A 14,265-nucleotide genomic window follows, 5' to 3' on the forward strand; every position below is an offset into this window, starting at 1 on the left:
CCTATAAAGTGGTCATAACCAACACATCTGCAAGCTATTCACCCCAGTAGAGCTCAACCTTCCCAAAACGTACGGTATCGCCGACCTGTACGCCAGCTTCTTCAAGCGCCTTCGTGACACCCAGCTTTTCAAGCTGCACCTGCATGCGGTCCATACCTTCTTCGCTCTCCTGATTCGTCATACTGACCATGCGCTCGACACGCTTGCCGCGTACAACGTAGATCCCCATTTCCTTAGAAACGGTGAACGCATCGTCGGGCATAGGGCGTAAGACGGGGCTCTCACCCTCACGGAGATCAACCACCGTCTGTGCGGCGGCACGCTCGGCCTCTTCGCGGGCAAGCTCATGCAGACGCCGTGAGGTCTCGGCGATCAATTCATCCGTTCCCTGATGAGCGGCCGCCGAGATAGCAAATGCACTATAGCCCGCTGCCTCAACTTTAGCCTTAAATTCAGGCCAGCGCTCTTGAGCCTCGGGCACATCCATTTTGTTCAGCACAACCAGTTGGGGACGCTTAGCAAGCTCAGCATCATATTCGCGCAACTCTTTATTGATCGCTTCAAAATCCTGCCAGGGATCGCGCTCGACCGCGGAGCCATCAACCATATGAATCAACAGACGCGTACGCCGAATATGGCGCAGGAATTCATGTCCCAGGCCAACTCCCTGGGCCGCTCCCTCAATCAGACCTGGAATATCAGCCATCACAAAGCTATAGCCATCGCCACTGCGTGGCTGCCCGACCTCAACCACACCCAGGTTGGGCTCCAGTGTCGTAAAGGGATAATTGGCAATCTTTGGATGGGCGGCGGAGCAGACTGATAATAGCGTCGACTTACCCGCGTTTGGATATCCAACCAGGCCTACATCGGCAATAACGCGTAGCTCCAGCTTAAGCCAGCGCTCCTCGCCAGGCTCGCCACGCTGAGATTCCTTTGGGGACTGACGTGTCGAGGTCGCGAAGTGGACATTGCCCAGACCCCCACGCCCGCCGCGAGCAACCATCACTCGCTGTCCCGGCTCAGTCAGGTCAGCAATCAGCGCATCCGTCTCCGCATCTCGAATAATCGTGCCACACGGCACGCGCAAAACAATGTCTTCTCCTTTGGCCCCGTGCATCTTCTGACGCACACCCGGGGCGCCCGCATCAGCTTTGAACTGCTGTTTATAGCGGTAGTCAATCAGGGTATTTAAACCATTGGTAGCTTCAAAGTAGATACTTCCACCTCGCCCACCATCTCCACCATCCGGGCCGCCAAATGGAGCGAATTTCTCGCGGCGGAAGTGCGTTGATCCGTCACCTCCATTCCCGGCTTTGACATAAATCTTTGTATGATCGTAAAACATAAACCATCCCCAATGCGTTCTGCAGGCGTTAAAATCTGTATCTTTGTGGCGAAAGGCAGTATATCACAAAAGGGCCTCAGGCACAAAAATAGCCTGACGACGTCACGCGTGTGTGCGTGACGTCGTCAGGGCTTGATGTATGGGGACAAGAGGCGCGCTTTACAAGCTTGACGCGCTCTCCATTTATCTGTTTCTACAGCAGTCCGTTGTCGTTATTCTGATTTCCACCACCAAAGCCGCCCTGATTTCCTCCGCCAAAGCCACCACCCAGGAACTGTTTGGCCGCCAGAGCCGCCACACCCGCAACGGCCATTTTCGCCCAGGGACTACCTAATGCCCCACCTGGCGCAAACACCTGGTGCAATACATCGGGCTGCTGCTGCTGCGCATAGCCGGTCACGCGAGCGGCCTCCTGCGGGGACATGGTATACGGATCGGTATTCTGAATGCCTATCTGCTGTGGAGTTACCCCACGCTGCGTCAGGCCATTTAAAATGTTCTGGAGTAAACCACCGCGCTGCTCGGGAGGCATCTGGGCATACACCTGCTGATGTGCCTGCTCAAGCTCCTGTGGCGGAACATTCTGTGCAAACTGATTATAGTTTTGCCATGCGTCCTGATGAGGAATCTGATTATAGGTTCCCTGGTCCCAGGCATTGGCATATTGCTGACTCATTTGAGGATTATTTTGATATGGATTCATATATATTTCACCCTCCTTTTTCAGGATAAACAATATTATTAGTTAATTTCATTCGTGTTTGCAGTTGACCGTTGTAATACGCGATGTATTGAGTCAAAGTTTCACAGCAGATTGCGCTCCATCCACCTCTCCAGATCAGCTTGTCGCTCGCCCATAGCGAACAACGCCGCTACAGGAGGAGCTGATGGGACCAGGGATCCCGAACTTCCCCCGCTGGGACTGACCTGCCAGCTCCCATATCCCCCATTGGCATTGTTACATTGATTATTCTGATAGCTACAGTACGTACCGCTAATAGAGCCATCGCTCTGGATCTGGCCCTGGAAAAAGAGGGGCAGATGCCCGGCATAGCTTGGCACCAGAAACTGGATCTGTTTATTGCTACTCACCTGACCGGTAAAGTCGCCATCACCCTGCAAGCCTGCTCCCAGCGTCAAATGGCCATTGATGGTCCCCTGCTGCTGCCTCATGCTGGTGAGCGACATGGTTGAATCTACGGCGGCCGGTGTATTATGGATGGTGCCAGTGTAGGCAGAAGCAATGGTTGGGAAACCAGCAGGCGGCGGCGCGGGTGTGCTGGTCGGTACCGGCGCTTTCGTGGGTTCCGGAACTGGCGCTTTCGTCGGCTTTGGCGTCGGCGTCTTCGTTGGCTTTGGCGTCGCTGTACTGGTCGGTGTTGGTGCTACCGTCTTTTGAGCTATTGGGGTAGATCGAGTCGTGGCTGGAGGGAAAAGTCCCGCCATGGGCAGCATATGGTACCAGGACAGCGCAGCTGTTCCACCTCCCACCAGCAGAAGCAACGCAACAAGCAAGACGATCAGTCCCGTTTTGCGTCGTCGCCGCGGCGGGGGCAACGTTTGAGGATCTCCACCAGGTTCCGCAGGTCCACCGGTTACGGGAAAATCCTCGGTTTCGACAAAATCGTTACGCCTGTCGGAATCGGATATGGTAGAAACCGCAGATGAATGTTCTATCCTGCCATTAGCAGGCAAGAGGGCCGCTGCCAGCGCCGGTTGCGCCTCTTCCTGTACCGGTAACGAGCTGGTTCGCTGTTTTGCACGTTCTTCTGGACTCTGCATAGCGGCCTCTAACGCCTGCCAGAACTCATCCACGGTAGCGAAACGATCATTACTATTGACCACCAGCGAGCGATGAATGGCCGCGGCAAAATCGGCTGGCATTTCCGGGACCAGGTCACTGATCGGAACCAGGGGATCGTCACGATTCACACTCAGGCGTGTGATACGGTAGAGCGCATCAATCGGGATGGTCCCTGATAAGAGGGTATAGAGGGTAGCGCCAAAGCCATAGATGTCGGTTCGGATCTCCGTTCCACTCACATACTGTTCAGGAGCGCCATAGCCAGGAGAACAATGCCGGATCGCGGTTGTTGTGGCATCCTGATCGTATTCCTTGGCGATACCAAAATCGACAAGGACAGCATTTTCGCCAGAAGTTGGGATAATAATATTGGATGGCTTGATATCCCGATGAATAATGGGAGGATGCTGTGCATGCAGGTAAGAGATAGCCGAAGCAATTGGCGCCATCATCTCCATCACCTGGTGTATCTCGAAACGTTTACCAGGCTGTTCGGAACGCAGTTGCTCCAGATTCGGGCCGGCAACATAATCCATCAAAATACAGATGCGGTCATGCTTCGGCTCTTCAAAAACACGGTAGACACGAGGCAGGGCAGGATGATCCAGGCGACGGAGAACTTCCCCTTCAAACAGGAAGCTCTCCTTCTGACGCCGCTCCAGACTTTCTACCTCTTTAAGCGCAAAGACATTTCCATTGACTCGTCTATCCCTGACACGGTATACCGCGCCAAATCCACCCTGCCCCAGTAGATCTTCAATAATATAGCGGTCCCGGACTATCTTGCCCTTTGGAAACTCTTGCATCCCTTCACCTCAAGTTCTCCTTGTTTAGTACTTGTGACACTTTGTACACGAAGGGGCGCAAAAAGAAGTTCTAGCTTGGTTGCAATTCCCGCTCCACAGACTTCGCTTTTGTCACCACTGGCTGCTGCTCGTGGGTTATTAAACGAGCATTACGCTGGAAAGTGACATATCCCCAGAATGACTGGAAAAGTACCAGAAAACGGTTGCGGAAACCAATCAAAAAGAAAATGTGGGCCACGATCCAAAAGACCCAGGCCGGAAAACCGGTAAATTTTACCTTTCCCAGATCGGCAATGCCATAAGAACGTCCCACAGTTGCCAGATTGCCCCTATTATGATAACGGAACGGCTGACTATTTAGTTTACCTGCCACACGATCTTTAATGACGCTAGCAGCATATGTGCCACCCTGCATGGCGGCCGGGGCAATCCCTGGGACAGGCTTGCCATCCTGGGTTGCAGATGAGGTATCACCCACAATAAAGATATTGGGGTAACCGGGCAGGTTTAAATGGTCATCGACTTTAGCACGGCCCGCGCGATCTAACTCCGCCCCTAACCACTTACCAGCCGGAGAAGCAGAAACGCCCGCAGTCCAGATCACTGTGCCAGCTTCAATCTGCTGGCCCCCGATTACCACCCCGTGCTCGTTTACCTCCTGCACGGGAGAACCGGTACGGACTTCGACACCCAGATTATGCAAACCGTCCTGTGCCTTTTTAGCCAGGTGCTCATCGAAAGCCGGCATAATACGCGGTAAAGCCTCGACCAGAATAATGCGAGCCGATTTAGGGTCAATATTGCGGAAATCTGATGCCAGGGCGACATGGGCCAGTTCAGCTATCGCGCCAGACATCTCAACACCGGTAGGACCCGCGCCGATCAGAATAAAGGTGAGCAGCGCACGCTGGCGATCGGGATCGGTCTCCTGCTCGGCCTCTTCAAAAGCCAGCAGAATCTTGTGCCGCAGTGCCGTGGCATCGGCTATCGACTTCAAGCCAGGCGCGAAAGGTGCCCACTGATCATTACCAAAGTAACTGTGGCTGGCGCCCGTAGCCACAATCAGATAGTCATATGGGATCGCACGATCGGCGGTCAATACCACTTGCTGCTCGCGATCAATCCCGGTCACTTCAGCCAGCACAACCTTCGTATTTTTTTGCCGACGCAAAATGTGCCGAATAGGAGCCGAGATATCGGCTGGCGACAATACAGCCGTAGCCACCTGATATAATAAAGGTTGGAAGAGATGGTGATTATTGCGGTCGACCACAGTGATATCAACAGGTGCATCCTTTAGAGCCTTGGCAGCATTCAGACCGCCAAATCCAGCACCAACAATAACAACATGAGGTCGTTTTGCAGCACCATTAATAGTTGTCGAGCCACGTTGAGTGTGTAAAGCGTCCAAAGTGTGTCTCTTCTTCCTAAGCTCATCCAAGAGATAATAGTTCTTCACTGAACAGTTCGATTAATTTACTCTAATGAATTGATAAATATATACCAGTCTATGAAAAGCGTCACCAGTATACCTACCTATGCCCTCTAGCTTATCATGTTTTCTCTTTTTGCAAAACACCTTTCCCTATTTACCTATCTTTTTCGGGGAAACTCAATAAAGATTGCTTCACTACTGTGTATGAATTATCCATAGCAGACAAACTTGGACAATTGCATTGAGATCTTGTATCATGGAGACATACAAGTCACCTGCTAAAAATGCTATCCGTGCTACCTGCCAGCAAAGAGGAGCGCGTTCTCCATCGGTACGATGGAAAAGAATATATCGTTATTCAGGAGCCAATATGAGCAAATTCAATCCACGTGATCCAAAGTGGATCAAAGAATCTCGCGATTTTCTGGAGCCAAGGGGGATCATTCCTTATGTGGTGGAAACAACGCCGCGCGGCATTATCAGCCATGATCTCTTCTCCCGGCTGCTCCAGGACCGCATCATCTTCGTAGGTACACAGATCGATGATATGGTTGCTAATAGCGTTGTGGGCCAGTTACTGTATTTGCAGAACGAAGATGCCACCAAAGACATCAGCATGTATATCAATAGCCCAGGTGGCGTCATTTATGCTGGTCTGGCCATCTATGACACCATGCAATCGTTGAAAGCTGATGTCTCAACGGTATGTATGGGGATGGCAATGAGTATGGGAGCGGTACTACTGGCTGTCGGCGCCCATGGCAAACGCTTTGCGCTCCCCAATTCAACTATCCTGATTCACCAGCCACTGGGCGGTGCCGAAGGGCAGGCCTCTGACATCGAGATCACGGCACGCGAGATCATTCGCCTGCGCCAGAGTCTGCTGGGCATCCTTTCCAAGCACACCGGCCAGCCAATTGAACGCATTCAAAAAGATGCCGACCGTAACTACTACCTTTCCGCACCCCAGGCTGTGGAATATGGCATCATCGACGAGGTACTCACCAAAGGAGAGTAGCCGTTCTACACACAAATACCCAAACAGGGAGCCAGCGAACAACGTGTTCGCTGGCTCCCTTTGGGTTGCTTATACGCCTAACTATAAGCATTGCTCATTGCTGGCTCCGTATCAAAACCCTGACTAGTGGCTAGAGCTGTGGTGTCCATGATGGTGCGTGCTGTGAGCATGGTGTCCACTGCTACCGGGCATCGGAGATGCAGAGATCAAAGCGCCACTAACAATGTGATGAGCCGAGGTGTGATGGTGGGTTGAACTGTGCGTGGTACCGTGATGGGAGCCATGAGTGGATGATGTGCTATGGTGGTGTCCGCTACCACCAGGCATTGGAGCTGCATGGATTGCTACCTGGGCAGGAACAAAAGCCAGACATCCACCAAGGGCTGCTCCAGCGGCGACCAAAGCCAATTTACGTGTAATATCATGCATAGACATCTAAAGGAAACCTCCATCAAACAAATCGTTTACTATAGGTAAGATTTTGTCGGACCGAGAATGTACGTACAATGTAGAAACCATACGGCGGCCCTAAAAACCATTTCCATTACATGCCATGCATGTTTTGGAAATCTAGTATTATTTATCGGTAAGGCTGATCTATTCAATAGAGGAAACAAGAGGGGAGAGACAACGGCGGCGGCGTGTCAGGTACGCCGCCGCCGTTGTACCTCCCCTCTCTTCAGGCCTGCAACAGGGTTAACTATTCTTTAATGAAGACAAAACCATAGTGACCGGGTACTTCCACCTCGAACATCTGGTTCTCTTCAGAGACCTCGATCTCATAGGGCTCGACACGCTTCTGGTGATCGATCATCTCGCGATAGGTGCCTGTACAGGGGAACGGCACACCTATCGTCTGGGGCTCGTCCGAGAAGTTGAGGAAGACAAGCGCGACCTGGCCGTTTTCACTATGGTGACGTCGATAGGCCACGATTTTGTCTTCAATGCGCGATTCAGCGCTATAATAGAAGGACTCTCGACTACGTAGCGCGGCATAGTTGCGGCGCAGCGAACCCAGCGTGCGGTAGAGCTGCACCAGAGGGATTCCATATTCATCATAGAAGTATTCCCAGCTGACGTTGCGCTGATAGCAGACACGCGCCCGGCCTTTAGTTGGCAGGACATAATTTTGCGCGAACTCCTGACCCTGCCAGAGCATTGGTGTGCCCTCACAGGTATATAGCGCAATAGCAAAGGGCTGCAGCTTATAGAACTGGCTGCGGTCCCCGAATGGCACATCATCGGGAAGAATGGCAACGTGTGAAATCAACTGACTGTTATCATGGTTCTCCAGGTACTGAAACGGCATCACAGGCATATCAACTGGCTGCCCTTCTATGTCCTGCACAGTCTTGGTGTAAGGGTAGCCGGTATAGTTCTGATCCAACACAACATGATGGACAAAATGTTCATCCACCGTCCCGGTCTCCGCCATGCCTTCCGCCATACAACGCAGGCTATCCTGCCAGGTGCTGGTCGAGAAAGTATCCTTGAGAATCTCCTGTGGCCGATTTTGGGCCTCGGTACACTGGATCAGGCGGCTATATTCACCCGCACTACCGGTAGGAGTAAAGCGTGGGATCTTGAGCGACTCATTATAGGTATTGTAAGCGATGTGCGCGTATTGAATGCCCATCGGGCCATCGTAGAGGTCCGTCACCTCGTCATAGCGGAAGCCATCAACATGGTACTCATGCAGCCAGTGACAATTGGCGGTCTGAATATATTCACGGGCAAAATCTTTCGAGAAATCGATCTCGGGACCAAAGGGGCCATCGCCGCCAATCATGGGGCTCTCCAGCCCTGTATCCTTATAAATAAGGTTATAGGGGAAGCTGGCGTCCACATGCTGGTAAACAACGTCCAGAATCACGGCGATTCCCTCGTTGTGGCAGGCATTGACCAGCTGCTTCAGTCCCTGGATACCACCCCAGCGCTCATATGGAGCGAAGTAGTGCAGCGGCTCATATCCCCAGTTGAAGTTTAGCTTCAAACTGGTAATCGGCATCAACTCCAGGCAGTTCACTCCCAGGCTCTTCAGGTATGGGATACGCTCAATGACGCCCGCGAAGTTGCTATTAAACTCTTCCACGTTCAGCTCATAGACCACCAGGTCGGCCAGTTCAGGTGTCTTCCAATCCTGATCGGTCCATTCAAATGGTGGAAAGCTCTCTGGCGTCACAACTGAAGATAGCAGGCCGATATCGGTTGCCAGGGCGAAAGGATCAGTGAACCAGCGCGTCACAACGCGCTTCTCCTCACTATCAGGCTCTTTTTGCAGCAGCTGATAACGGTAGAGGTACGTGCCGGAGAGACCAAAATGGGTTCCCTCCTCTAATGAAAGATGCACATCTACATGCCAGAGATCGTTGGCCGCCCCCTCCTGGTAGTGAAGGGAAAAGTCGCGCGGCAGAATATTCTCATAAAAGTGATCCGCTTTATGCAATACCTGTACATGCACTTCATAGCCATCCTGTGCAGTGATACCAGGTAGATAAATGCCAAAAGTGATATCCACCCCATCTTGATTGGCCGGCCTGGCATAGGCGCCAACTTCACGCAAATTGATCATGGATGCTCCTCAATTAAGATCTTCTGTATCATAGGGGATTGATAATGCTCCTGGTGGGAATCGCTCAGTCCTCCACGTATCGCCCCCGGGTAAAACCCCAACCATATCTAGCACGTAGCAGAGCTTTTACAGGTTTCAAACCGCCCCTCTACCATACCTAAACTCATCACGATGTTCGTATTTCTTGAAACATAATGTCAGCATCATTTGATATCGATGATGCTTTTTGCTACTACGTTATATAACAGGGGCTCGCAAGCGCCTCCGTACGGGCGGCCGCACCACAGGTGCGAAAAACCATGCAGGCCACCAGCCATAATCTTGGGAGTCAGGCAGCTCTAAAAGCCTGCCTGACTTTCATAATCATAGCCTATAGCATGCTTGAGCTTTCGCACCTACGGTGTTCAAGGTTCATATATGTGTTGGTGCGTCCGCGCACGCGGACGCCTGTGCGGGGGTGCTGACGTGCCCCTATATGACGAGAGTCAGGCGCTATTTAATAATAGGGTAAGATATGTAAGAAAATGTTGATATGACATACTGGTTCTAGATAAAGATAGGAAAGAGTATGCAACCCAAACCCGACAATTTCGATCGCCAGTTCGCGAAATCGTTTCAAAATCAGCAGGTGGTGGATGCCTACCGCCATCGTGCACCATATCCACCAGAAACGTTCTCTATCCTGGCTGATCTGATCACAGATGAGCCGCGCACAATGCTAGATGTGGGAGCCGGTTCGGGCGATATCGCCCGCCAGTGCGTTCACTTTGTGGAACGCGTGGACGCGGTCGACTTCTCGCAAAACATGATTGAACGGGGGAAACAGTTGCCAGACGGCAACCACCCTCATCTGCACTGGATCTATGGCAAGATCGAAGAGGTCCCCCTTAGCCCACCCTATGCTTTGATCACCGCAGGCTCCAGCATTCACTGGACGGAGTGGGAAATAGCCTTCCCGCGCTTTCACGATCTCCTCACGCCACAGGGTATGCTGGCTCTGGTCCACCGCCGTACCCTGTCGATGCCCTGGAACGAGGAGCTCTCACAGTTGCAGGCTCGCTACGCTATCCATCGTGGGCATCGCTCAACCTATGTGCGTAAAGAATTGGAGGAGCGCGGCCTGTTCCACATGATTGGTGAAACCGAGACCGCGCCAATCGATTTTCACCAGAGCATTGAGGACTTTATTGAAGGTCTGCACTCGCGCAGCAATTTTACGCATGAGCGCATGGGCCAGCAAGCGGCCGAGGAATTTGATCAAGAGGCCCGCTCCCTCCTCTTACGCTACCATCCTCATAGCACGATCCCGCTCCAGGTCATCGGCACCGTAGCCTGGGGGCATCCACTCAAACCAGCCCGCTAAAACGAGAGCAAACGGGATTGCGCTGGTCTACATAGATCGGTGTGATCCCTCGGCTCAACCAACCAATCACAGTGCTAAAAGAAACTGGCAACGTACGGCCAGAAAAAATAGAGCAGGCAGAGCAGAATAATCACAACAACTAGAAGGATAAGGCGGATAAAACGCGCCCTGGGATAGTTTTCCCGGGTATACGATGGACGTCGATGGCGCTCTTCCATAAAATTCAAGCACTCCTACAATCTTTTTGAGATATGGACCACCAGGTAAAATCACTGATCCGTTGCTGACCGACCTTCCCCGTTAATACAATAGTTATTCGTTCAAAGGAAGGATACGCGAGATGCGTTCAGGCGAAACAAAGCGACCAAGAATGTTCCAGGCTTTAATAGTATGGTCATGACCACGGGCCGTGACAATGTAGGTAACATTTTCGGGATCCAGATACCAGCGTTGAATGGCCCCGTCCTGGTCCTCCATGGGACCATAGACGCCCCCGCGTAGGAGCACACGGCGCACCACCCCTTCACGGGCACAGGTCTCATCGCGCACAAACTGGACACGGTCCCCTTCGCTATATTCAGGGGCTGGCAGCGAGCCCGCGTCAAAACCCTCGGGCCAGCCGACAACCCTCTGACCACGGCGAAAATCCACGGCCTCCCATTGGTTCAGCGCTCCATTCCAGACTGGCGTGGGCAGGTATTTCTCAGTCATTACTACAGATCCACCTCTCAAATATGGTCGTTATCCGGCTCTTCTTTAGCATACATCTTACACGCAAGATCACTGCCTGCCGGGTGCCTGGATTTTCACACCTATGGTGCTCAGAGGTTATTGATGTGTTACTGCATCGGGTGCGCGAATGCACATTCGATGCAGTAACACACTCATCGCCAGTGCGGACTTATTGTAACCGCTAGACAGAAAACTGGCCAATCAGAATACAATGCTGACTGCCACGCGCAACACAATTTGTGTCCAACTTCAAAGGTGTAACGTTAGACGAAACGAACATGTAGTCGATGCGAAAAAGCGTCCATACCCGATTGAAATAGTTGATCCCCCAGGATTGGCCAGAGCCGCCTCCTGCCTGTAGCTGACTATCAATCAAGCCAGCGGAGAGATCATGGTAGGCTGGCTCGCGATCAGTAAGATTCATATCGCCAAGTAGCAGTAAGTGCTCTCCATGGGCCAACATTGGCTGCAAAAACTGGTGGAGCGCCAGTACCTGATTATCACGCCGCTGAGGACAGTACGTACAGCCATATACTGTATTGACAGCTGAAATGGGATGCGCATTGACAACCATCATGGTACGACCATGGCCCAGGTCCAGGCGCACCCAGAGGACACGTGGAATATCCCACACTGCCCGCGATCCATCCGCAGCCTGTACGCTCCCATGGTCCACAATCGGATATTTACTGAGCACGGCCTCACCAGGAGGAACATCATTTGGTCGATACAGATGATAGGGATACGCCTGCAAAAGATCCGTCGCCACGTCGATACCGGTCCAATCAGCCTCCTGCAACGCGATGATATCAGGACTGGTTTCATTGATGATCTGTCTGAGATATCCGTCGCGCTTGTTTCTACCCCGGTAGTTCCAGGTCAGCGCGGTAATCTTTTGTCCTGAGGCAGACTCCTGCGCATTTCCACCACCCATGCGCGGTGGAAACCAGAGACACAACAGCACGATCCCTGAAACAAACACAATGCGTAGCACCATGGTAAAACGCCAGAACAAGAAAGGGACCACGATGACCAGCGGTATAAACAGGTAGGGGGCAAAGATAGAGACCAACGGCAACACACCTGCCCGCTGGGGCACCAGGGTCTGAATCGTCAGCAATGTGGCCAGTATCAAAAGATAGCTCAGGGTTCCAACGATCAAAGCTTTGAAGCGCTGCTTCTTCCAAACTCGAAAAAACCAGTTCCCGATCATTCTTCATGAATCCTCTATTCAGCCAATGTAGAGTTATGATGCTATATGACCGCTCATCAATGCAGCATTTTATCTTTTTATCATATTGTGCTTTCCAAGCATCAATATTCATGCTCCTTACCTTATACCGTAATTGATTTACGCGATCGAGTCAAGGTAGGGGATTACTATTCAGCAATCGGGCATAAACCGTGTGCTAGTCGGCGGCCTCAGTGACGATGTGAGATGATGCGTATAATGGTAGGTGGATGAAAAATGTTGAACCTTCGTGCAGCTTGCTTTCAACCCAGACACGACCACCGTGGCGATTAATAATTTCCCTGGTCACATAGAGTCCGATACCGAAGCCACTTAAAGAAGAGTTGTTGGTTACACGCGCCCGATAGAAGCGTTCAAAGATGCGCGAGCATTCATCGGGAGCGATCCCCATCCCTTGATCTTTCACCCACATCCAGGCCTCGCGATGCTTCTCGCTCCGCCTATCGATAGGAACCACGCGTAAGCCGACCTCGATCTCTCCTCCATCAGGACTGTATTTGACCGCGTTATTGATCAAGTTGCTGATTACCTGGATAATGCGCTCTTTGTCAAAGACGCCGAGTAGCGGCTCTTGCTCGTGCAGTCCCTCTACCGTCAGGTAGATTTGGTGGCGGCTGGTCGTCATCACCTGGCTATCGACAACCTGCCTTAAGAGATGGTGAAGATCGTGTAACCCTCGATCAAGATGCAATTGCTGCTGCTCAATCCTGGTAATATCCAGCATCGCATCAATTAGCCGGGTCAGGTATTCGCTCTGATCGACGATATGCATAAGCGCCGACTGCGTCAACTCGTTGAGGGAACTTGCCTCCAGGGGCACATGCGCTAAGAGATCCGCAAATCCCTGGATAATGGTGATGGGGGTGCGCAATTCATGGCTGGCGATGGAGAGAAATTCATTTTTGTGCTGCTCAATATTTTTTGTTTTTGTAATGTCTTGAAAAAGAATGATTGCTCCGGTCAGGATCTGCTGTTTCTCGTGCTTAACCGAGATAGGGGCGCACGAAATCAGCACAACGATTCTCTGACCATCGGGGGTAACAAGCGTTGCCTCTTTACTGCGAATGATTTCACCGCTTAACGCCTGAATCAGAAAAAAATTCCAGGGCGGGAGCACCCCCTGAACCATATGCTCGGGTACAGGCTGACGTGTAAACTGATGCACCGGCAAACCAATCAACTGAGCGAGGGAGGTTTGCAATAAGCTGGCAGCCGCCTCATTGGCATAACGAATAGAGCCACTGATAGCATCGGCGATCAGCGCCCCCTCAGGAATTTGATCCAGAATAGTATACAGGCTTGTCTGCTCGCTCTGAATCGTCAGCTTCATACGCGCCTGTACCAGCGCGGCCGCAATGTATGTGCCGGCCGCCGTTAATGCGGATAGCAGCGTTGTTTCCTGAGGTAGCCCGCTAGCAAAAGCCGCCGTCAACATGCCCTCATAATGGTTGCCAAACCACAGTGGAATAAAGATGATGCTCTGTATCTGCTTGTGATCCCAAAACCTCCACTTCTCCCCCCGCTCAGCGCGCATGTCAGCCTGCACATCCGCGACCACCAGCGGTTGCTGCCGATTACGTGGCCACTCGTTGAATGGGCAAACATGTTCTGATAAGGTATGTAAACGCTGTGCCAGAACATCGTCATCACAGGTGGAATGAATGCCCAGCAAACGATAGCTCTTGCGAGTATCATCTACAACGTGGAAGCATGTGACGCTTGTATGCAAATGGGTATGAATCGTCTCCAGTGTCCTATTGATAATAACCGAAATGTCGGAAGACTCACGTACGCTCTGCGCCACGCTATCAATGATCTGCTGGCCTATTTGCGTATGATCCATTGCAAGCCTCACTTCAAAATAACATTTGCACACGTATCCCAATAAGCACGCAGCCTATTGCAAGCAGCTACACACGCAATTATTGTTCAGGT

11 protein-coding genes are annotated in these 14,265 nt (G+C 51.8%); 2 read left to right on the plus strand and 9 right to left on the minus strand.

What is annotated here, in order from left to right; translation table 11 throughout:
• Positions 1 to 34: 34 nt before the first annotated feature.
• From obgE to KTT_RS02825, 4 genes are all read right to left on the minus strand, one after another.
• Positions 35 to 1,348 (minus strand): GTPase ObgE, encoded by a 1,314-nt coding sequence (gene obgE, locus KTT_RS02810; protein WP_126594544.1) that lies wholly within the window; start codon positions 1,346 to 1,348, stop codon positions 35 to 37.
• 193 nt (positions 1,349 to 1,541) lie between these two features.
• On the minus strand, positions 1,542 to 2,051 hold the full coding sequence (locus KTT_RS02815; protein ID WP_126594545.1) for a hypothetical protein: 510 nt from the start codon (positions 2,049 to 2,051) through the stop codon (positions 1,542 to 1,544).
• Positions 2,052 to 2,152: 101 nt separating this feature from the next.
• Positions 2,153 to 3,958 carry a serine/threonine protein kinase gene (locus KTT_RS02820; protein WP_126594546.1) on the minus strand — a complete coding sequence of 602 codons (1,806 nt, stop codon included), beginning with the start codon at positions 3,956 to 3,958 and terminating at the stop codon, positions 2,153 to 2,155.
• Positions 3,959 to 4,028: 70 nt separating this feature from the next.
• Entirely contained in the window at positions 4,029 to 5,369 is a 1,341-nt protein-coding gene (locus tag KTT_RS02825) for an NAD(P)/FAD-dependent oxidoreductase (protein ID WP_218030817.1), read from the minus strand.
• A gap of 394 nt (positions 5,370 to 5,763) precedes the next feature.
• Here KTT_RS02825 and KTT_RS02830 point away from each other — a divergent pair, with 394 nt between their 5' ends.
• Positions 5,764 to 6,411, plus strand: a complete 648-nt coding sequence (locus KTT_RS02830; RefSeq protein WP_126594547.1) for an ATP-dependent Clp protease proteolytic subunit — start codon at positions 5,764 to 5,766, stop codon at positions 6,409 to 6,411.
• Positions 6,412 to 7,111: 700 nt separating this feature from the next.
• Here the strand turns inward: KTT_RS02830 and KTT_RS02835 are convergent.
• The gene (locus KTT_RS02835) at positions 7,112 to 8,983 is read right to left on the minus strand and encodes an alpha-amylase family glycosyl hydrolase (RefSeq protein WP_126594548.1); all 1,872 of its coding nucleotides are present in this window, start codon (positions 8,981 to 8,983) and stop codon (positions 7,112 to 7,114) included.
• Between the two features lie 568 nt (positions 8,984 to 9,551).
• Between KTT_RS02835 and KTT_RS02840 the strand changes: the two genes are divergently transcribed.
• Positions 9,552 to 10,346 carry a class I SAM-dependent methyltransferase gene (locus tag KTT_RS02840; RefSeq protein WP_126594549.1) on the plus strand — a complete coding sequence of 265 codons (795 nt, stop codon included), beginning with the start codon at positions 9,552 to 9,554 and terminating at the stop codon, positions 10,344 to 10,346.
• Between the two features lie 74 nt (positions 10,347 to 10,420).
• Here the strand turns inward: KTT_RS02840 and KTT_RS36000 are convergent, their stop codons facing one another.
• The 4 genes from KTT_RS36000 to KTT_RS02855 all read right to left on the minus strand — a co-directional run bounded on the left by KTT_RS36000 (position 10,421) and on the right by KTT_RS02855 (position 14,173).
• Positions 10,421 to 10,564 carry a hypothetical protein gene (locus tag KTT_RS36000; RefSeq protein ID WP_160145601.1) on the minus strand — a complete coding sequence of 48 codons (144 nt, stop codon included), beginning with the start codon at positions 10,562 to 10,564 and terminating at the stop codon, positions 10,421 to 10,423.
• Positions 10,565 to 10,658: 94 nt separating this feature from the next.
• Entirely contained in the window at positions 10,659 to 11,057 is a 399-nt protein-coding gene (locus KTT_RS02845; protein ID WP_126594550.1) for a hypothetical protein, read from the minus strand.
• A gap of 202 nt (positions 11,058 to 11,259) precedes the next feature.
• Complete coding sequence (locus tag KTT_RS02850) at positions 11,260 to 12,291, minus strand: endonuclease/exonuclease/phosphatase family protein (RefSeq protein ID WP_126594551.1); 1,032 nt, start codon at positions 12,289 to 12,291, stop codon at positions 11,260 to 11,262.
• A 196-nt stretch (positions 12,292 to 12,487) separates the two neighbouring features.
• The gene (locus KTT_RS02855; RefSeq protein ID WP_126594552.1) at positions 12,488 to 14,173 is read right to left on the minus strand and encodes an ATP-binding protein; all 1,686 of its coding nucleotides are present in this window, start codon (positions 14,171 to 14,173) and stop codon (positions 12,488 to 12,490) included.
• Positions 14,174 to 14,265: the final 92 nt, after the last annotated feature.

It is taken from the genome of Dictyobacter aurantiacus (assembly GCF_003967515.1).
Taxonomy (GTDB): domain Bacteria; phylum Chloroflexota; class Ktedonobacteria; order Ktedonobacterales; family Ktedonobacteraceae; genus Dictyobacter; species Dictyobacter aurantiacus.

Excerpts from the sequence above, each read along its gene's own strand:
- obgE (WP_126594544.1), bottom strand. The coding sequence starts at position 1,348 with ATGTTTTACGATCATACAAAGATTTATGTCAAAGCCGGGAATGGAGGT.
- KTT_RS02820 (WP_126594546.1), bottom strand. The coding sequence starts at position 3,958 with ATGCAAGAGTTTCCAAAGGGCAAGATAGTCCGGGACCGCTATATTATT.
- KTT_RS02855 (WP_126594552.1), bottom strand. The coding sequence starts at position 14,173 with ATGGATCATACGCAAATAGGCCAGCAGATCATTGATAGCGTGGCGCAG.
- KTT_RS02845 (WP_126594550.1), bottom strand. The coding sequence starts at position 11,057 with ATGACTGAGAAATACCTGCCCACGCCAGTCTGGAATGGAGCGCTGAAC.
- KTT_RS36000 (WP_160145601.1), bottom strand. The coding sequence starts at position 10,564 with ATGGAAGAGCGCCATCGACGTCCATCGTATACCCGGGAAAACTATCCC.
- KTT_RS02835 (WP_126594548.1), bottom strand. The coding sequence starts at position 8,983 with ATGATCAATTTGCGTGAAGTTGGCGCCTATGCCAGGCCGGCCAATCAA.
- KTT_RS02830 (WP_126594547.1), top strand. The coding sequence starts at position 5,764 with ATGAGCAAATTCAATCCACGTGATCCAAAGTGGATCAAAGAATCTCGC.
- KTT_RS02840 (WP_126594549.1), top strand. The coding sequence starts at position 9,552 with ATGCAACCCAAACCCGACAATTTCGATCGCCAGTTCGCGAAATCGTTT.
- KTT_RS02850 (WP_126594551.1), bottom strand. The coding sequence starts at position 12,291 with ATGATCGGGAACTGGTTTTTTCGAGTTTGGAAGAAGCAGCGCTTCAAA.
- KTT_RS02815 (WP_126594545.1), bottom strand. The coding sequence starts at position 2,051 with ATGAATCCATATCAAAATAATCCTCAAATGAGTCAGCAATATGCCAAT.